Source organism: Caulobacter sp. KR2-114 (assembly GCF_049446115.1).
Classification (GTDB): domain Bacteria; phylum Pseudomonadota; class Alphaproteobacteria; order Caulobacterales; family Caulobacteraceae; genus Acaudatibacter.
Window position 1 is genome coordinate 938,814 of record NZ_JBMSEC010000001.1, and the last position, 17,694, is coordinate 956,507.

Consider the following 17,694-nt stretch of genomic DNA (forward strand, 5'->3'; position numbering starts at 1 on the left):
CCGACCTCAAGGATCCCGGGTGACCTGGATGGTGATCCGCTCGCGCTCGCCGGCGCGGCGCTCCACCAGCAGCCGGCGCACCTGGGCGTCGTCGTGGAAGGCGTAGCCCTTGATGGCGTCCAGCAGCGCCTTGGCCAGGTTGTCGAGATCCATCCACGGCGGATCGCCGGTGTATTCCATCTGGATCTCGACCGCGAACTCGCCCCAGGCCGGCCGAGAACCGCGCCATTCCTTGCGGAAGAACTCGTAGACCAGGGGCTTGTAGTACTTGGCCTGCGTGGTCAGGCCATCGATCATCACCGTCAGCGCCCCGCCCGCCTCGCGCGCACGGACCTTGCCGCGGCCGGTCCAGCCGTCGGCGGAGGGGATGTCGTTCTGGCCCAGGGTCACGCCTCCCTATAGGCGTTGACGGGCCGGGCGCGAAGGGCGCGTTCCGGCTTGCCAGGGCGGCGTATCCGGCTAAACCCCCGCCATAGCTTCTTGCCTGGGACGACCATGACCGCCACGCGCATCGAAACCGACACCTTCGGCCCCATCGAGGTCCCCGCCGACCGCTACTGGGGCGCGCAGACCCAGCGTTCGCTGCAGAACTTCAAGATCGGCTGGGAGAAGCAGCCGCGGCCGGTGATCAAGGCCCTGGGCGTCGTCAAGCGCGCCGCGGCCGAGGCCAACATGGCGCTGGGCAAGCTGGACAACAATTTCGGCGACGCCATCGTGGCGGCGGCCCAGGAAGTGATCGACGGCAAGCTCGACGACCACTTCCCGCTGGTGGTCTGGCAGACCGGCTCGGGCACCCAGTCGAACATGAACGCCAACGAGGTGATCTCGAACCGCGCCATCGAGATGCTGGGCGGGGTGATGGGCTCCAAGAGCCCGATCCACCCCAACGACCACGTCAACATGAGCCAGTCGTCCAACGACACCTATCCGACGGCCATGCACATCGCCTGCGCCGAGGAAGTGGCGCGCAGCCTGATGCCGGCGCTGGAGCACCTGCACGCGGCCCTGAAGGTCAAGACCAACGCCTTCGCCCACATCATCAAGATCGGCCGCACCCACACCCAGGACGCCACCCCCCTGACCCTGGGCCAGGAGTTCGGCGGCTACTCGCACCAGACGGCGATGGCCGTGCGGCGCATCAAGGACACCCTCTACGGCCTCTATGAGCTGGCCCAGGGCGGCACCGCGGTGGGCACCGGCCTCAATGCCCCAATCGGCTTCGCCGAAAAGGTGGCCGAACGCATCGCCGCCATCACCCACCTGCCGTTCATCACCGCGCCGAACAAGTTCGAGGCCCTGGCCGCGCACGACGCGATGGTATTCAGCCACGGCGCGATCAACAGCGCCGCCGCCGCCCTCTTCAAGATCGCCAACGACATCCGCTTCCTGGGGTCCGGCCCGCGGTCCGGCCTGGGCGAGCTGTCGCTGCCGGAGAACGAGCCGGGGTCATCGATCATGCCGGGCAAGGTCAATCCCACCCAGTGCGAGGCGCTGACCATGGTCTGCGCCCACGTGATGGGCAACAACACCGCCATCAGCTTCGCCGGCGCCTCCGGCCATTTCGAGCTGAACGTGTTCAACCCGGTGATGGCCTACAACTTCCTGCAGTCCTGCCGTCTGCTGAGCGACGCGGCGATCAGCTTCACCGACAACTGCGTGGTGGGCATCGAGGCCCGCGAGGACAACATCAAGAGCTCGCTGGAGCGCTCGCTGATGCTGGTCACCGCCCTGGCGCCCAAGATCGGCTACGACAACGCCGCCAAGATCGCCAAGACCGCGCACAAGAACGGCACCACCCTGCGCGAGGAAGCGGTGGGCGGCGGCTATGTCACCGACGCCGAGTTCGACGAATACGTCCGCCCGGAGAAGATGATCAGCCCGGGCTGAGGTTGCGAAAGCCCCTCACCCCCTCTTCTGTCATCCCGGAATTCGCGAAGCGAATATCCGGGACCGCGGCAAACGCTGACGCTCGCCACGAGGCCAGGTGTCGGCGCTTCCGGCGGTCCCGGATATCTGCTGCGCAGATTCCGGGATGACAGTGAATGAGGTCGCAGTGGCGGCCGGCCCCTCAGCTTCTAGGCCCGCCGGCTCACCGCGAAATCCGCCAGTGCGGAGAGCGCCTCGCGCCAGTCGCTGGCCGGGAAGTGTTCCAGGGCCGCCTTGGCGGTCTCGGCGTAGTCGGCGGCCAGGTCCAGGGTGGCTTCCAGGGCGCCGGTGCCGATGATCAGTTCGCGCGCGCGGCGGAAGTCGGCGTCGGTCTGGTCACGGCGGTTGATGGCGCGTTCCCAGAAGTCGGCCTCGCGCGGGCCGGAGCGGGCGATGGCCAGGAGCAGCGGCAGAGTGGCCTTGCCCTCGCGGAAGTCGTCGCCGGCGTTCTTGCCCAGGGTCTCGGTGGCGCCGCCGTAGTCCAGGGCGTCGTCGGCCAGCTGGAACGCCAGCCCCAGGTTCATGCCGTAGGCGCGCAGGGCGGCCGAAAGGACGTCGTCGGCGCCGGCGGCCACCGCGCCCGCCTCGGCCGCGGCGGCGAACAGCTCGGCGGTCTTGGCCGAGATGATCTCCAGATACATCGCCTGCGACAGGTTGAGGTCGTGCGCGCGGGTCAGCTGCAGCACCTCGCCCTCGGCGATCACGCGCGAGGCCCGGGCCAGGATGTCCAGCGCCTTCATGGCGCCCGTCTCGACCATCAGCTCGAACGCGCGGGCGAACAGGAAGTCGCCGACGAGGACGCTGGAGGGGGCGCCCCAGATCAGGTGCGCGGCCACCTTGCCACGGCGCAATTGCGAGGAATCCACCACGTCGTCGTGCAGCAGGGTGGCGGTGTGGATGAACTCCACCGCGGCCGCCAGCTTCCAGGCCGCATCGCCGCGCCCGCCGCACAGGCGCGAGGCGGCGACGGTGAGCAACGGCCGCAGGCGCTTGCCGCCCGCCTCGATCAGATGGTCCGCCAGCGCCGGGATCACGCTCACCGGACTTTGCATGCGCGCCACAATAAGGGCGTCAACGCTCGCCATATCGGCGGCGGCGAGCTTGGCCAGGCGCTCGACGGAGCCGGCTGGCCGGGCGACGGCGGCTTTGGCTGCGTCCAAGTCCTTCTGCTCCTGTTCGCCGCCCGCCCACGCGGCGTTGCGGAAGATAGTCAAAGGCGGGATAGGTCAGGCCAGAGACAAGCACAAGGCTTGAAGCGACGCACCCCATGGAAGTGACCGAGGATCGTCTGCTGGGCGGGCGGATTGTACTACGCCAGCCGGCGCGCGGTTATCGGGCGGGAATGGACGCGGCGCTGCTGGCGGCGGCCTGCGACGCCAGCGACGGCCAGGCCGTGCTGGAGGCCGGGTGCGGCGCGGGCGCGGCGCTGCTGGCGGCCGCCGCCAGGCGTCCGGGGGCGAGGTTCCTGGGCCTGGAAAGCGATCCCGAGGCGGTGGCCCTGGCGCAGCAGAACATCGTGCTCAATGCTCTTGGCGATCGCGTCGAGGCGCGCCGCGCCGATGTGGGACAGCCGTTCTCGAAGCTCGGCCTGCCCCCATTCGACATGGCCATGGCCAATCCGCCGTTCTTCGACGACGAGGGCGCCCTGCGCGCGCCCGATCCCGCCAAGCGCGCCGCCTGGATCGCCGTGGAGGGCCTCGCCGCCTGGTGCGCCTTCCTGCTCAAGGCGGTACGCGAGAGGGGGGCGATCGTGATGATCCACCGCGCCGACCGGCTGGCCGACATCATGGCCCATCTCGCCCCCAAGGCGGGCTCGTTCACCGTGCGCCCGGTGCATCCGTTCGCCGACGTCCCGGCCAAGCGGGTGATCGTGCGGGCGGTGAAGACCGGAAAGGCGCCCCTGCGCATCCTGCCGCCCCTGGTGCTGCACGACCGGGCCGGCGGCAAGCACACCCTGCAGGCCGAAGCGATCCTCAGGGGTGAGGCGGCGCTGGGCTGGGACTAGCGAGACACGAAAAAGGGGACGCCCAGCGGACGTCCCCTCCCCGATCCCGTCGATGCGGGATGATCAGTTCTTCGCCTGGTCGACCAGCTTGTTCTTGGTGATCCAGGGCATCATCGCGCGTAGACGACCACCGACCTCTTCGATCTGGTGCTCGGCGCCGCGGCGACGGGTGGCCTTGAAGCTGGGCTGGCCGGCGGCGCATTCCAGCATCCAGTCGCGCACGAAACGGCCCGACTGGATGTCGTCGAGGATCCGCTTCATCTCCGCCTTGGTCTCAGGCGTGACCACGCGGGGGCCGGACACGTACTGGCCGTACTCGGCGGTGTTGGACACCGAGTAGTCCATGTTGGCGATGCCGCCTTCGTAGATCAGGTCGACGATCAGCTTCACCTCGTGCAGGCACTCGAAATAGGCCATCTCCGGCGCGTAGCCGGCTTCCACCAGGGTCTCGAAGCCGGCGCGGATCAGCTCCACCAGGCCGCCGCAGAGCACGGCCTGCTCGCCGAACAGGTCGGTCTCGCATTCCTCGCGGAAGTTGGTCTCGATGATCCCAGAGCGGCCGCCGCCGATCGCCGAGGCGTAGGCCAGGCCGAGGTCCAGGGCGTTGCCGGTGGCGTTCTGGTCGACGGCGATCAGGCACGGCACACCGCCGCCCTTCTGGTATTCGCCGCGCACCGTGTGGCCGGGGCCCTTGGGCGCCACCATCAGCACGTCGATGGAGGCCTTGGGCTCGATCAGCTTGAAGTGCACGTTCAGGCCGTGGGCGAACAGCAGCGCGGCGCCGTCGCGGATGTTGGGGGCGATCTCGTCGCGGTAGATCGAGCCCTGCAGTTCGTCGGGGGCCAGGATCATGATCATGTCGGCCCAGGCCGCGGCCTCGGCGACGGTCATCACCTTCAGCCCTTCGCCTTGCGCCTTCTTGGCGGTGGGCGAGCCGGCGCGGAGCGCGACCGCTACATTCGCTACGCCGGAGTCCCGCAGGTTGAGCGCATGGGCGTGGCCTTGCGAGCCGTAGCCCACAATGGCGATCTTCTTGTCCAGGATGCGGGCGAGATCGGCGTCGCGGTCGTAGTAGACGCGCATGATATTTTCTCCGGATAGGCTTGGAACCGAGGAACCGCGCAAAAGGCGGCCCTGACAACGGGCGCGATTGATAGGTTTTTTCGCCGCACGTCAACGCCGGATGCGCATGCAAAAGGGCCACCGCAGCGCTTTCCGCCACGATGGCCCCGGCATTGCCTGTGCGAGGGGCGCCCCTGCGGGCGCCCGCTCACGCCTCAGTAGAAGGCGTCGTAGTAAACCGACAGCACCTCGCCGGTGTAGATGTCCACCAGCAGGGCGTCGTCGCCCTGGCGCACCCATTCGCAGCCGATCGGCGGCGCCGGCAGGTCATAGGCGCCCCAGTTCAGGTAGAAGGACGGGCCGAACCAGCCGAAGGGCAGGAACTCGCCGTAGCTCCAGCGCTGATAGTACCAGCCGTTCGGCCGGTAGAACGGCGCGCGGTAGCGGTGATGGGCCTGGAAGCTCTCGGGGAAGCGTCCCGACTGGAACCAGGAGCGGCCGCGGTCGCGATCGCGGGGCGCATGGCCGCCGGGCAGGTAGCCGGGGGCGCCATGGCCGTTGTTCCAGCCATGGTTGTTGTTGTTCCACTGGCCGTTCTGACCGCCCGGGCCGCCGTGCCAGCCCTGGCCGTTGTTGTAGCCGTTGTTGTAGCCGTTGTTCTGGCCGCCATGGCCATTGTAGCCATTGTAGCCGTTGTTCTGGCCGCCGTTCGGATTGTGCCAGGCCGGCTGGCCGTTGTTGTTCTGGTAGCCCGGATTGTGCCACGCCGGCTGGCCGCCGTTGTTGTTCTGATTGCCCGGATTGTGCCAGGCCGGCTGGCCGTTGTTGTTGTTCTGGTAGCCGGGGTTGTGCCAGGCGGGCTGCTGTCCGCCGCCCTGCCCCTGACCTTGGCCCTGGCCCTGCCAGGAGTGATGGTAGTTCGGGCCGCCGCCCGCGCCCTGCGGCGCCTGGGGCTGAACGCTCTGGCCCTGGACACCCTGAGGCGCACCGCCGCCACCCTGACCGCCATGCCAGCCGCCGGGGCCGCCGTGCTGACCGCCACCACCGCCGGGGCCGCCGCCGCCCTGGGCGCCGCCTTGGCCGCCGCCGTGCTGGCCGCCGCCACCCTGGCCGCCTTGACCATGCTGGCCGCCACCCTGGCCCTGATGCTGGCCGCCCTGGCCGTTGTTGTTGTCGTTCGGTTCGGCCATCGCGGCGCCGGCGACAAACGCCAGGGCCAGGGCCGCGGTCATCGTGCGTTTCATGGATCTCTGCTCCTGCGGCGACGCCGCGCGCCACCGATCATTTCCTGTCCCGGCCTTGATGAGCCTTCTGCGATGAACCCCGCTTGAACGACGTCGCGCATTGCGGTTCATCATGGAACGCCGTCATTCGAGATATAAATGCCTGCCCACCCCGGTGATATAGTTGGTTTTTGGCGCAACGCCGGACCGCGGCGATGGTTCGCCAAGAGTACAGCCTTCGACGAGGCGATCCGGCTGAAGTTCGAACCGACGCACTTCGCCGCCGCGCGCGGCGAGTATGACGCCTGGATGGCCAGCGCCGAGGGCGCCCTGGCCCTGCTGATCCTGCTGGACCAGTTCCCGCGCAACCTCTGGCGCGGCTCGGCGCATGCCTTCGCCACCGACCCGCTGGCGCGCCACGTCGCCGCCCAGGCCATCGACGCCGGCCACGACCTGCGGGTCGAGCCCGACCTGCGGCCGTTCTTCTATCTGCCGTTCGAACACTCGGAGGCCATGGTCGACCAGGACCGCTCAGTGGCGCTGCACGAAGCGCTGGCGGCGGAGGTGGGCGATCCGGAGGTCGCCAAATGGGCGCGCGGCCACCGCGACATCATCGTCCGCTTCGGCCGCTTCCCGCACCGCAACCGAGCCATGGGCCGGATCACTACGGCGGAGGAGGAGGCCTTTCTCGATGAAGGCGGGTTCGCCGGCTAGGACTGTCCACACCTTCGCCGACTTGCCCACAAGCTCTGGCGGGAAATTTACCCCTGGCCACAGGGTTTAGGGTGACACTCGCAAGAGCCACCGAGTGATTCGCCGCCGTGAACGCCCTCTCACCCATCGTCGTGAAGTCCGAGTCCGCCGCATCGGGCGACCATCCGGAGCGACAGTACCTCGGCCTGCTGGCCGACATCATGACCTCGGGCGTCGAGCGGAGCGATCGCACGGGCACCGGCACGCGCAGCGTGTTCGGCCGGCAGATGCGGTTCGACCTGGCCGCCGGCTTCCCGCTGCTGACCACCAAGCGGGTGCACCTGAAGTCGATCATCCTGGAGCTGCTGTGGTTCCTGCGCGGCGACACCAATGTGCGCTGGCTGCAGGAGCGCGGCTGCAGCATCTGGGACGAGTGGGCCGACGAGCGCGGCGAACTCGGGCCGGTCTACGGCCGTCAGTGGCGCTCGTGGGCGGCGCCGGATGGGCGGGTGATCGACCAGATCGCGGCCGTCACGCAGTCGCTGAAGACCAATCCCGACAGCCGCCGGCACATCGTCTCGGCCTGGAACCCCGCCGACGTCGACGACATGGCCCTGCCGCCCTGCCACTGCCTGTTCCAGTTCTACGTGGCCAACGGCCGCCTCTCCTGCCAGCTCTACCAACGGTCGGCGGACGTGTTCCTGGGCGTGCCGTTCAACATCGCCAGCTATGCCCTGCTGACCCTGATGATGGCCCAGGTGACCGGGCTGCAGCCGGGTGAGTTCGTGCACACCCTGGGCGACGCGCACCTCTATCTGAACCACATGGACCAGGCGACCCGGCAGCTGGCGCGCGACCCGCACCCGTTCCCGACGATGCGGCTGGCGCCCAAGGCCGACCTGCTGGCCTTCGAGCTCGAGGATTTCACGCTGGAAGGCTACCGCTCGCACGGCGTCATCAAGGCGCCGATCGCGGTCTGACGCGGCCCCGGCCCTCAGATCTCGGAAATCTCGGGCGCCGTCATCTTCATCCCGCCCAGCGCGGCCTTCACGGGAGCCAGATCGGGCATCGGCGCGATCTGGATGCTGTTCTGCAGCATGCCCATCGAAAGGGTCAGGCGGAAGGCGTAGACGCCGCCGGCCTCGGCGGTGAACGGCTCGCTGGCCACCTTGTTCTGCGCCCCAGCCAGGCCGCCGAACCCTGCGGTGAGGGTGTGGGCGCCCGGCGCCACGCTGACGACGGTGAACCGCGGACTGGTAAGCTGGGCCACCGTCCTGCCGTCGACGCTGACGTTGAGGCCGGCCGCCATGCCGACGAAGCCTTGCCGATAGACATAAACGAGCGCCTTGTCCGCCGGCGCGGTCATCGTCAGCGCCTGGGCCTGCTGGCCGGCGTCGGCGGTGGCCACCTTCCGGTTGCCCGCCAGGTTCGCCAGGATGTAGGCCGTGAAGCCACCGAAGAAGATGGCGAAATACAGCGACAGGCCGGGGCTCGGAATGTGCAGCGCGTTGAACAGCGCCGACACGCCGAAGCCGACGACGAACGCCACGACGAAGCCGATCACGATCGGTCGGATATACTTGTTCACGGAATCCCCCTTGCCGGACGCGGAGCGCAACCTTGCCGATCCTTACCCTAGGCCCAGTCGCGCGCGGACGGAACGGCGTTATCGGAGTCGGCGGCGACCTGCCCTGGCGTCTGAAGTCCGACATGGCCCTGTTCAAGGCCCTGACCCTGGGCAAGCCGGTGATCATGGGCCGCAAGACCTGGGACAGTCTCTCCGTACGGCCATTGCCCAAGCGCACCAACATCGTCCTGTCGCGCGACGGCTCGTTCGAGCCGAAGAAGGCCATCGTTTGCGAAGAGTTCGGCGAGGCGGTGCAGATCGCCCGCGAGCAGGCGGAGGAGGACGGGGTCGAGGAGTTCTGCGTGATCGGCGGGGCGGCGCTGTTCGCCCTGGCCCTGCCCAAGGCGCGCCGCATCTATCTCACCGAGGTGGATGCCGAGCCGGAAGGTGACGTCCACCTGCCGCCGATCGACGAGACCGGCTGGCATGAGGTGCGTCGCGAGGCGCACGCGGCGGGCCCCGACGACGACCACGCCTTCGTGTTCCGGGTTCTGGAGCGCCGTTGACCCGACGTCGGGCTGGACGCCTTCCGGCCCCGGCGGCATGGTTCGCGCAAGCAAGAAAACGTTGGCAAGAACACGCTGGGAGCACCGCCTTGGAAATCCACCTCGTCACCGACGGCCTGCAGTTTCCGGAAGGGCCGATCGCCATGGCCGACGGCTCGATCATCCTGGTGGAGATCGAGGGTCAGCGCCTGACCCGGGTGACGCCCGACGGGCAAAAGACGGTGGTGGCCGAGACCGGCGGCGGGCCGAACGGCGCGGCCATCGGCCCGGACGGAAAGATCTACGTCACCAACAACGGCGGCTCGTTCCACTGGCTCAAGCAGAACGGCCTGACCATCCCCGGCCCCACCCCGCCGGAGCACAAGGGCGGCTACATCCAGCGCGTCGACATCGCCTCCGGCAAGGTGGAGACCGTCTACGACGCCTGCGACGGCGAGCCGCTGAACGGCCCCAACGACCTGGTGTTCGACAAGCAAGGCGGCTTCTGGTTCACCGACCACGGCTGCGGCACGCCCGACGGGCGCAAGCACGGGGCCCTGCTCTACGCCAAGCCTGACGGCTCGCACATCAGCCGCCCGCGCGGCCACTTCGTCTCGCCCAATGGGGTCGGCCTGTCGCCGGACGAGACGGTGGTCTACATGGCCGACACCCAGCTCGGCCGGCTGTGGGCCTTCGACATCGAGCGCCCCGGCGTGCTGAAGGCGCAGGAAGGCTTCGGCCCTGGGCGGGTGATCTGCAACCTGCAGGGCTACCAGCTGCTGGACAGCCTGGCGGTGGAGGCCTCGGGCAAGGTCTGCGTGGCGACGATCATCAACGGCGGCATCACCGCCTTCGATCCGAACGGCTCGACCGAGCACTTCCCGTTCCCGGACCTGATCACCACCAACATCTGCTTCGGCGGGCCGGACATGCACGACGCCTGGATCACCTGCTCGTCCACCGGCAAGCTGTTCAAGTGCCGCTGGCCGCGGCCGGGCCTGAAGCTGAACTTCAACGCCTAGGGACGGGCGTCGACTCGTCCTCCCTCACTGTCATCCCGGAAAGCCGCGCCAGCGGCTTATCCGGGACCGCCGGAAACGCCGATGGTGGTCCGCGATGGCGGGCGACGGCGCCTGCCGCGGTCCCGGATATCCGCTTCGCGAATTCCGGGATGACAGTCTGGGGGATGACTGGCGCTCGCAACACCTCGCGCCCGTCAAGCCGTCTCTGAAGACGCCGCCTCCACCGCCGGCCCGTCCCCCGTGGCCGCCTTGGGTTCCGGCAGCCTGGCCCTCTGGCGGTCGGCCTCCAGCAGGCTGGCCAGTTCCTCGGCGGCGTTGCGGGTGCTCTGGATCAGCGCCTTCTCGTCGTCGCGGATCGCCCGCTGGTCCAGCAGCAGCTGCTCGTCGTAGTCACGGAACAGGCCGACCTCGCGCCGGGCGCGGTCTGGCGGATGACCCAGCGCCTTCAGCGCCTCCTCCGCCATGCGCAGGCTGGAGTGGTAGGTCTCGCGGGTGATGTTGTTGACGCCCAGCTCCAGCAGCCGGTGCGCGTGGAAGCGGTCGCGGGCGCGGGCGATGATCTTCAGGTTGGGAAAGTTGCGGCTGGCCGTCTCGACGATGCCGAGGCTCTCCTGGGCGTCGGAGGTGGCCAGGATCAGCAGCCGCGCCTTGTCGGCGCCCGCAGCGCGCAGCACGTCAAGCCGCGCGGGATCGCCGAAGAACACCTTGTTGCCGAAACGGCGAACCTGCTCGACCTGTTCGGAGTCCTTCTCCAGGGCGGTGAAGGCGATGCCCTGCATGCGCAGCACCCGGGCGATGATCTGCCCCACGCGGCCCAGGCCGGCGATGATCACCGGCGCCTCCTGGGTGTCGAAGGCGTCGAACGGCGGCGGGGGCGCGGCCTTGGGCGTCACCCGCGGGATCAGCAGCGCCTCGGAGGCGGCGAACAGCATCGGGCTGAGCAGCATCGACAGGGCGATCACCAGCGTCGCCTGGCCGGCGGCGGCCTTGGGCAGCACCCCCACCGCCAGGGCGGCCGGAAACAGCACGAAGGCGAACTCGCTGCCCTGCGGCAGGGCCAGGGCCATGCGCGCGGCGGTGCGCAGCGGCTGGCGGCGCAGCAGCTCTATGGCCAGCAGCACGGCGATCTTCACGGCCATCATCGCCAGGGCGCCCAGCAGGATCAGCGCCGGGTCGGCCAGCAGCAGCCGCACGTCCGCCGACATGCCCACCGAGATGAAGAAGAAGCCCAGCAGCAGACCTTCGAACGGCTCGACGTCGGCCTGCAGCTCGTGGCGGTACTCCGACTCCGACAGCAGGACGCCCGCGGCGAAGGCCCCCAGCGAGGCCGGCAGGCCGACCGCCTGGGAGATGCCGGCCGCGCCCGCCACCAGCAGCAGGGCCGTGGCGGTGAATACCTCGCGGGTGTTGGCGCGGGCCATCAGGCGGAACAGCGGCCGCATCAGGAGGCGCCCGCCGATCAGGATCACCACCGCCCCGCCGGCCGCCTTGGCGATCGACAGCCAGGGCGTCGCCGCCTCCGTGTGCCCCGCCGCCAGGAACGGCACGGCGGCCACCATCGGCACCGAGGCCAGGTCCTGGAACAGCAGCACGGCGAAGGCGTCGCGCCCCGAGGCGGCGCCCAGCAGGTCGCGCTCGGCCAGCATCGGCAGCACGATCGCGGTCGACGACAGGGCCAGGCCCGCGCCCAGCACGACGGCCGCCGGCCACGCGGCGCCCGCCAGGTGCGCCAGGCCAGCCAGCACCGCGCCGGTGACCAGCACCTGCGCCGAGCCGACCCCCAGCACCGCCTTGCGCATCAGCCAGATGCGGCGCGGGCGCAGCTCCAGCCCGATCAGGAACAGCAGCATCAGCACGCCGAGCTCGGAGACCTCGGTGATCTGGTCGATGTCGGTGACCAGACGCAGCACCGAGGGGCCGATCACCACGCCAGCGACCAGATAGCCCAGCACGCTGCCCAGCCCCAGCCGCCGGCTGATCGGCACGAACAGCACCGAGGCGGTGAGCAGGACGACGAGGGTCTGGATCATGCGCTGGTTCTAGCCTGCCCGCGCAGGTGCGGCCATCGGGCGTGGCCCGGCGCGCGCCGGTTGGCTTGAACGAAGGCGCCCTTGCCGGCTCCTCCAGGCGAGAAGCCGGCGTGGGACGTGGTCTACGACAGGGTGGCCATCGCCGAGCGGTCGAAGTCCAGCAGTTCGGCCGTGCGGCCCTGGTGCACCTTCACCGCCCAGTTCGGGTCCTGCAGCAGCGCGCGGCCGACCGCGACCAGGTCGAAGTCGCCGCGGTCGAGGCGGCGCAGCAGCTCGTCCAGCGACGCCGGCTTGGACGCCTCGCCGGCATAGGCGGCGATGAACTCGCCCGACAGGCCCACCGAGCCGACCGTGATGGTCGGCACGCCGGTCAGCTTCTTGGCCCAGCCGGCGAAGTTCAGGTCGGATCCCTCGAACTCCGGCTCCCAGAAGCGGCGCTGCGAGCAGTGCAGGATGTCGGCCCCCGCGTCGACCAGCGGCTGCAGCCAGGCTTCCAGCAGGGCCGGCGTCTCGGCCAGCTTGACGTTGAAATCCTGCTGCTTCCATTGCGACAGGCGGATGATCACCGGGTAGTCCTTGCTGACCGCGGCGCGGACGGCCTTGAGGATCTCGGCGGCGAAGCGGCCGCGGTCGCCGATCGACGGACCGCCGAAGGCGTCGTCGCGCTCGTTGGTGCCCTGCCAGAAGAACTGATCGATCAGGTAGCCGTGGGCGCCGTGCAGCTCGATGGCGTCGAAGCCCAGGCGCTCGGCGTCGGCGGCTGCGCGCGCGAAGGCGGCGATGGCGTCGGCCACCTCCGCGTCGGTCATCCCCTCGCCGAACTTGTGCCCCGGGCTGGAGAGACCCGACGGGCTGTCATAGGGACCGGCCGGGGCCCAGTCCTCGCGGCGGCTTCGCACCGCGCCGACGTGCCAGAGCTGCGGCGCCATCAGGCCGCCGACGGCGTGGACGTCGTCGATGACCTTCTTCCACGCGGCCAGTTCCCTTTCGCCGTGGAAGCGGGGGATGTTCGGATCGTTCAGCGAGGCCGGCCGGTCGACGCCGGTGCCCTCGGAGATGATCAGCCCCACCTCGGCCGCCGCGCGCCGGGCGTAGTAGGCCGCGACATCATCGGTCGCCACGCCGCCCGGGGAGAAGGATCGGGTCATCGGCGCCATCACGACGCGATTGGGCAGGTTCAGCCCCTTGAAGGTGAAGGGCTTGAAGAGGGCGTCGGCGGCCACGGAGATCTCCCGGCGGGTTGCGATTGGAGACGGAGACTTAAACAGCTGTTCGGAATGCGCCAGTTAGAAAAACTATGCGCCGGGCGAGGCTGCCGCCCGATCGGGCCCATGGACGTTCGCCGAACGGCGTGCTGCAATGTTTCCGGGGCGACACCATACGGTTCGACTAATGTCGAATTCGTCATGTTCAGCGATCGGATAGCGTGGGGGCCAAACTCGAACCATCCTTGCCGCAGGCGCTGCGCCAGCGGCTGGCCGAAGGTCAGCCCTCGCAGGCCTTCCTAGACGGCTGGCCGGGGCTGGAGGTCAGCGCCAGCCGGGAGCCCGAGGCGCTGGCCGCGGCCCTGGCGGACGCCGCGCGTCTGGACGAGGCCGCCGGCGGGTCGGCGCGGGCGCCGGCCTCGGCCCTGTGCGGCGCGGTGTTCACGCCCGGCGGGCGACAGATCTTCGCCGATCCAGGCTTCGAGGGCCTGTTCGGTCGCCCTACCGACAGCCAGGCCTTCGCCCGCCTCACCCGCCAGGCGGCGCGGGACGGGGTCGCCACGGGCCTCGCGGAGGCGCACGACGGCCAGGTGATCGCGGTCTGTGTGGGCGCCCCGGGGTCCGTCCAGTCCTGGCCGTTGTCGCCGGCCTGCCGCGAGCAGCTCGGCGCCGGGGCCGGCGCGCGGCTGGCGGTCCTGGCCTTCGCCCCCTCCCGCGCCAGCCACCTGGCGATGCGGGCGGCGGACGCCTTCGGCCTGACGCCCCTGGAGGCCCGGCTGGCCGAGGCCCTGCTCGATTCGCCCAACCTGGTGGCCGCCGCCGACCGGATCGGCGTCGGCCGCGAGACCGCCCGAGACGCCCTGCGCGCGGCCATGCGCAAGACCGGCGCCAAGCGCTCGCCGGACCTGGTGCGGCGCATGATGGACCTGATGTGCGGCGACCATCCCCCGGCTGCCGACCTGGAGGCCACCCTGCGCGCCGCCTTCGGCGCCACGCCGGCCGAGGCCCGCGCCGCGGCCCGGTTCGCCGAGGGCCTGACCGCGCGGCAGGTGGCCGAGGCGCTGGCGGTCAAGGAAGCCACCGTGCGCGGCCAGCTCAAGGCGGTGTTCGGCAAGACCGGCGTCAACAAGGCCAAGGACTTGGTGCGGCTGTGCGTCGAGGCCGGCGCCCTGGCCACCCTGACACGCATGAGCGAGACCCTGCTGGACACCGCCGACCCGGCGGGGCGGCTGAGGATCATCCCGGCGGCCGACGAGCGGCGCGTCGCCTTCATCGACTATGGCCCCCGGTCCGGCCGGGCGATCCTGGTGCTGCACGGCTCCAGCACGGGCCGCACCCTGCCTCCCGCGTTCGTCACCCTGCTGCAGGAGGCCGGCTGGCGGCCGATCGTGCCGCAGCGGCCCGGTTTCGGCCTCACCGACCGGGCGACCCGGGAGCACATGGCCTGCTGCGCCGACGACATGGCGGCGATCCTCGACGCCCTGAAGCTGCCCGCCGTGGACATGATGGCGCGCGACGCCTCGGTGGCGCCGGCGCTAGCCTTCGCCGAGCGCCATGCGCACCGGCTGCGCCGCGCGATCCTGGTCAACGCTCACGCGCCGCAGGTGTGGGACGAGGGGTTCAGCCTGCGCACCGCCGTGCTGCGCACCTTCATCTCGCGCCCGCATCTCATCGAGACCTTCGCCGAGATGATGCGGCGCCAGACGCGGACGGACACCCTGCGCGCGATGATCCTGGGCACGCTGGAGGACGTCGAGGACGACCGGCGCACCGCCGACAACCCGGCCGTCCTGGCGCAGCTGGTGCGGGACGCCCAGGCGCTCTCGTCGCGGACCAGCGCGGGCTTCGCCGCCGAGCACGCCTATTACGCCCGCGGCTGGGGGCCACCGGCCGAGGTCGGCGGCGAACGATGGGACGTGTTCTACGGCCTGGGCCTGCGCTGGACGGGCCGCCAGCAGGTGTGGCGCCACCTGCCCAACGTTCGCTTCCACGAGCACCCCCACGCCGGCCTGCTGGTCTACTTCAGCGCCCCCGAGGCGATCCTCGAGGTGCTCGGCCCCGCCTGAGGCCGGGTCGATGGCCGTCCTGTCACATTTTGTCAGGAAACGGCGCCATCGGAACCCCACCCCCTGGCGGCGCGTCTTCTCAATCCCATCTATGGCCGCGCAAAGGAGCTTTCGTCACCATGACGGCCAATCAGGTTCTATACGTCGCCCTCAGTCTGTTCGTGCTGGGCGGCGTCTTCATCATCGCCGTGACCACCCACGCCTGAGGCGCGCGCCGGCTTCTAGTGCGCCTGCGCGCCGGACTGCAGCTGGTGGCTGGCGGCCGACCCACGGGCCGCCGCCACGATCGCCGGGGTCACCGGCCCGGCCTTGTTCCCCCAAGCTGAGCGTACATAGGTCAGGATCGAGGCGATGGTCTCGTCCGACAGCGAGGCCTTGAACGCCGGCATCCCGCCGCGCCCGTTCAGCACGCGCGAGGCGGCCGCCTTGGCGTCGCCCGTGGCGATCGGGTCGGCCACCAGGGCCGGGAACGCGCCCTTCACCCCGACGCCGTTGGGCCGGTGGCAGGCCGAACAGTTGTCGAGAAACAGCTGCTGGCCGCTGGGCGCGGCGTGGGCGGCGGCGGCAAGGCCGAGGGCGGCGGCAAAGACGGCGGGGCTGAACGCTTTGGCGGTCACGGTCTGATCCTGCGAAGATGTGGCGGTGAACGGCGGTGGCGGCGGCGTCAGGCCGCCATCGCCCGCTTGTGCAGCTTGGCGATCTGGCCCCAGGCGCTCTCGATGGCGCCCGCCTGCCAGCCGGTGAGATAGCTCATGTGCTCGCCAGCCAGGTAGATGCGCCCCTCCGGCTCGCAGAGGATCGGATAGGCGTCGCGCCGGCCGTCCTCGTCCCACTCCGCCCAGCCGCCGAGGTTGTACTTGACCAGGTGCCAGGCCACCGAAAACGACTTCTCGTAGCTGTCGGCGTACTGCGGAAACACCTTGCGGCCGAAATCCACGGCGAACTTGGCGCGATCCTCGGGCGACAGGGCGCTAATCTTCGCGGCGTTGGCCCCGAACTGGTAGTAGCCCAGGATCACCCCCTTCTCGCCCAGCCAGCCGGTGGAGGGGAACGAGAAGCTGTTGATGTCCGGGTTGTCGGTATAGACGTGGCCGCCGTAGATGAAGTCGTCCTCCTCCCAGAAGCGGCGCTTCATCTGCAGGCCGATCTTGCCCACCGGGGCATAGGCGACGCTGGCCACCGCATCCTGGAACTTCGGCGAGAACGGCATCTCGATCGAGCGCAGCACCGACAGCGGGATGGCGCAGATGCAGTAGTCGGCGTGGAAGGTGGAGCGCTGGCCCTTGTCGTCCACGGCCAGCACGGTCACGCCCTTGGCGTCCTGAGTCACCTTCTCGACCACCGTCGAATAGTGGATCAGATTGCCGATCCGCTTCTCGAAGGCCTTCGGAATCTGGTCCATGCCGCCCACCGGCTGGAACATGGTCCGCTGCTGCTCCCAGGGCGCCACCGAAGTCAGGGTGCGCCACATGTTGGAGCTGAGCACGTCGGTCATGGCATAGGGTTTGGACGGCTTGCCCGGGCCCGGATCCATCAGCGCGCCGGGGGGGACGTCCCAGCCGCGGCCTTCCGTGCCGGCGTAGGTCAGGTCCTTCTTGGACAGATAGCCCTCGTTCACCAGGTAGGCGATGAACGCCTCCTTGTCGCCGGCGCCGATCTGGTCGTCGAGGCCGGTCTTGCTGGCCAGCTTGGCCAGGATCTCGGCGGCGTGGCCGCGTGCGTCGGCGGCGACCTGGCCCTTGCGAACCGGCTTGCCGGCCAGCAGGCCTTTGCCGTTCTCGAAGTACAGATACGAGGCGTCGTTGTCGTTGACGAACACCTCCACCGGCACGCCGAAGGTCTTCACGTAGTGCAGGGTCGAACGGTGATGGTAGGGGATCCGCCACGGCCCGTGGTTGATATAGAGCCCCTCGTCGAAGTCGCAGGTCTGGGTGACCCCGGTCAGGTCCGTCATGGTCACGCCCTTGCGGGCGGTCTGGCTGCGGCCGCCGGCGAAGCTTCGGGCCTCCAGGATGGTGCAGTCGTAGCCGGCCTTGGACAGCTCGTAGGCCGAGGTCAGCCCCGCCAGGCCGCCGCCCAGGATGATCACCTTCTTGCCGCCGCCCGAACCGGGCAAGGCGGGGGGGGCGGCGCTCGCCGAGGCGATGCCGAAGCCGAACGCCTCCATGCCGGCGAGCATCAGCCCCATGCCGCCGACCATCCCCAGGCGTTCGATCAGGCCCCGCCGCGTGAGCCCCCCAAGCATCGGCTTCGACAAGATATCGCGCATATCAGGACCCTATCCCCAATCCGACCGACCACAAGCGCGCCGTTGAGGCTACGCCGACGCCACTCAGACCAGACGGCGGCG

The 17,694-nt window shown here is 69.7% G+C and carries 16 protein-coding genes; 7 read left to right on the forward strand and 9 right to left on the reverse strand.

The annotated features are described in order from the left end of the window. Positions 1–6 precede the first annotated feature (6 nt). Positions 7–297 (reverse strand): RusA family crossover junction endodeoxyribonuclease, encoded by a 291-nt coding sequence (locus ACO2Q3_RS04215; RefSeq protein ID WP_423305649.1) that lies wholly within the window; start codon positions 295–297, stop codon positions 7–9. A 198-nt stretch (positions 298–495) separates the two neighbouring features. On the opposite strand from ACO2Q3_RS04215, the gene fumC reads away from it, so the two are divergent. Continuing rightward, positions 496–1,887, forward strand: coding sequence for a class II fumarate hydratase (gene fumC / locus ACO2Q3_RS04220; RefSeq protein ID WP_423305285.1), 1,392 nt, complete (start codon positions 496–498; stop codon positions 1,885–1,887). A gap of 188 nt (positions 1,888–2,075) precedes the next feature. On the opposite strand, the gene ACO2Q3_RS04225 is transcribed toward fumC, so the two are convergent. Further along, positions 2,076–3,086, reverse strand: coding sequence for a polyprenyl synthetase family protein (locus ACO2Q3_RS04225; RefSeq protein ID WP_423305286.1), 1,011 nt, complete (start codon positions 3,084–3,086; stop codon positions 2,076–2,078). 107 nt (positions 3,087–3,193) lie between these two features. On the opposite strand from ACO2Q3_RS04225, the gene ACO2Q3_RS04230 reads away from it, so the two are divergent. Then, positions 3,194–3,931 carry a tRNA1(Val) (adenine(37)-N6)-methyltransferase gene (locus tag ACO2Q3_RS04230; protein ID WP_423305287.1) on the forward strand — a complete coding sequence of 246 codons (738 nt, stop codon included), beginning with the start codon at positions 3,194–3,196 and terminating at the stop codon, positions 3,929–3,931. Positions 3,932–3,994: 63 nt separating this feature from the next. Here ACO2Q3_RS04230 and ilvC read toward each other — a convergent pair whose 3' ends face one another. Together ilvC and ACO2Q3_RS04240 are read right to left on the reverse strand one after the other, a co-directional pair. Continuing rightward, a complete protein-coding gene (gene ilvC, locus ACO2Q3_RS04235; RefSeq protein ID WP_423305288.1) occupies positions 3,995–5,014 on the reverse strand; it encodes a ketol-acid reductoisomerase in 1,020 nt (339 codons plus the stop codon). 194 nt (positions 5,015–5,208) lie between these two features. After that, positions 5,209–6,237 carry an RcnB family protein gene (locus tag ACO2Q3_RS04240; RefSeq protein WP_423305289.1) on the reverse strand — a complete coding sequence of 343 codons (1,029 nt, stop codon included), beginning with the start codon at positions 6,235–6,237 and terminating at the stop codon, positions 5,209–5,211. A gap of 138 nt (positions 6,238–6,375) precedes the next feature. On the opposite strand from ACO2Q3_RS04240, the gene ACO2Q3_RS04245 reads away from it, so the two are divergent. Continuing rightward, complete coding sequence (locus ACO2Q3_RS04245; protein WP_423305290.1) at positions 6,376–6,930, forward strand: DUF924 family protein; 555 nt, start codon at positions 6,376–6,378, stop codon at positions 6,928–6,930. Positions 6,931–7,055: 125 nt separating this feature from the next. Further along, positions 7,056–7,889, forward strand: coding sequence for a thymidylate synthase (locus tag ACO2Q3_RS04250; protein WP_423305650.1), 834 nt, complete (start codon positions 7,056–7,058; stop codon positions 7,887–7,889). 14 nt (positions 7,890–7,903) lie between these two features. Here ACO2Q3_RS04250 and ACO2Q3_RS04255 read toward each other — a convergent pair whose 3' ends face one another. Continuing rightward, complete coding sequence (locus ACO2Q3_RS04255; protein ID WP_423305291.1) at positions 7,904–8,497, reverse strand: DUF2846 domain-containing protein; 594 nt, start codon at positions 8,495–8,497, stop codon at positions 7,904–7,906. Positions 8,498–8,529: 32 nt separating this feature from the next. Between ACO2Q3_RS04255 and ACO2Q3_RS04260 the strand changes: the two genes are divergently transcribed. Together ACO2Q3_RS04260 and ACO2Q3_RS04265 are read left to right on the forward strand one after the other, a co-directional pair. Beyond that, the gene (locus tag ACO2Q3_RS04260; RefSeq protein ID WP_423305292.1) at positions 8,530–9,042 is read left to right on the forward strand and encodes a dihydrofolate reductase; all 513 of its coding nucleotides are present in this window, start codon (positions 8,530–8,532) and stop codon (positions 9,040–9,042) included. Between the two features lie 89 nt (positions 9,043–9,131). After that, complete coding sequence (locus tag ACO2Q3_RS04265) at positions 9,132–10,043, forward strand: SMP-30/gluconolactonase/LRE family protein (RefSeq protein WP_423305293.1); 912 nt, start codon at positions 9,132–9,134, stop codon at positions 10,041–10,043. Positions 10,044–10,237: 194 nt separating this feature from the next. On the opposite strand, the gene ACO2Q3_RS04270 is transcribed toward ACO2Q3_RS04265, so the two are convergent. After that, complete coding sequence (locus tag ACO2Q3_RS04270) at positions 10,238–12,073, reverse strand: monovalent cation:proton antiporter-2 (CPA2) family protein (protein WP_423305294.1); 1,836 nt, start codon at positions 12,071–12,073, stop codon at positions 10,238–10,240. A gap of 122 nt (positions 12,074–12,195) precedes the next feature. Continuing rightward, entirely contained in the window at positions 12,196–13,296 is a 1,101-nt protein-coding gene (locus ACO2Q3_RS04275; protein WP_423305295.1) for an NADH:flavin oxidoreductase, read from the reverse strand. A 227-nt stretch (positions 13,297–13,523) separates the two neighbouring features. Between ACO2Q3_RS04275 and ACO2Q3_RS04280 the strand changes: the two genes are divergently transcribed. Beyond that, positions 13,524–15,344, forward strand: coding sequence for an alpha/beta fold hydrolase (locus tag ACO2Q3_RS04280; RefSeq protein ID WP_423305296.1), 1,821 nt, complete (start codon positions 13,524–13,526; stop codon positions 15,342–15,344). 221 nt (positions 15,345–15,565) lie between these two features. Here the strand turns inward: ACO2Q3_RS04280 and ACO2Q3_RS04285 are convergent, their stop codons facing one another. Together ACO2Q3_RS04285 and ACO2Q3_RS04290 are read right to left on the reverse strand one after the other, a co-directional pair. After that, positions 15,566–15,961 carry a c-type cytochrome gene (locus tag ACO2Q3_RS04285; RefSeq protein WP_423305297.1) on the reverse strand — a complete coding sequence of 132 codons (396 nt, stop codon included), beginning with the start codon at positions 15,959–15,961 and terminating at the stop codon, positions 15,566–15,568. Positions 15,962–16,008: 47 nt separating this feature from the next. Then, positions 16,009–17,613: a flavin monoamine oxidase family protein gene (locus ACO2Q3_RS04290; protein ID WP_423305298.1), complete on the reverse strand. Its 1,605-nt coding sequence runs from the start codon at positions 17,611–17,613 to the stop codon at positions 16,009–16,011. Positions 17,614–17,694 lie beyond the last annotated feature (81 nt).

Excerpts from the sequence above, each read along its gene's own strand:
- ACO2Q3_RS04215 (WP_423305649.1), bottom strand. The coding sequence starts at position 297 with ATGATCGATGGCCTGACCACGCAGGCCAAGTACTACAAGCCCCTGGTC.
- fumC (WP_423305285.1), top strand. The coding sequence starts at position 496 with ATGACCGCCACGCGCATCGAAACCGACACCTTCGGCCCCATCGAGGTC.
- ACO2Q3_RS04230 (WP_423305287.1), top strand. The coding sequence starts at position 3,194 with ATGGAAGTGACCGAGGATCGTCTGCTGGGCGGGCGGATTGTACTACGC.
- ilvC (WP_423305288.1), bottom strand. The coding sequence starts at position 5,014 with ATGCGCGTCTACTACGACCGCGACGCCGATCTCGCCCGCATCCTGGAC.
- ACO2Q3_RS04240 (WP_423305289.1), bottom strand. The coding sequence starts at position 6,237 with ATGAAACGCACGATGACCGCGGCCCTGGCCCTGGCGTTTGTCGCCGGC.
- ACO2Q3_RS04245 (WP_423305290.1), top strand. The coding sequence starts at position 6,376 with ATGCCTGCCCACCCCGGTGATATAGTTGGTTTTTGGCGCAACGCCGGA.
- ACO2Q3_RS04270 (WP_423305294.1), bottom strand. The coding sequence starts at position 12,073 with ATGATCCAGACCCTCGTCGTCCTGCTCACCGCCTCGGTGCTGTTCGTG.
- ACO2Q3_RS04290 (WP_423305298.1), bottom strand. The coding sequence starts at position 17,613 with ATGCGCGATATCTTGTCGAAGCCGATGCTTGGGGGGCTCACGCGGCGG.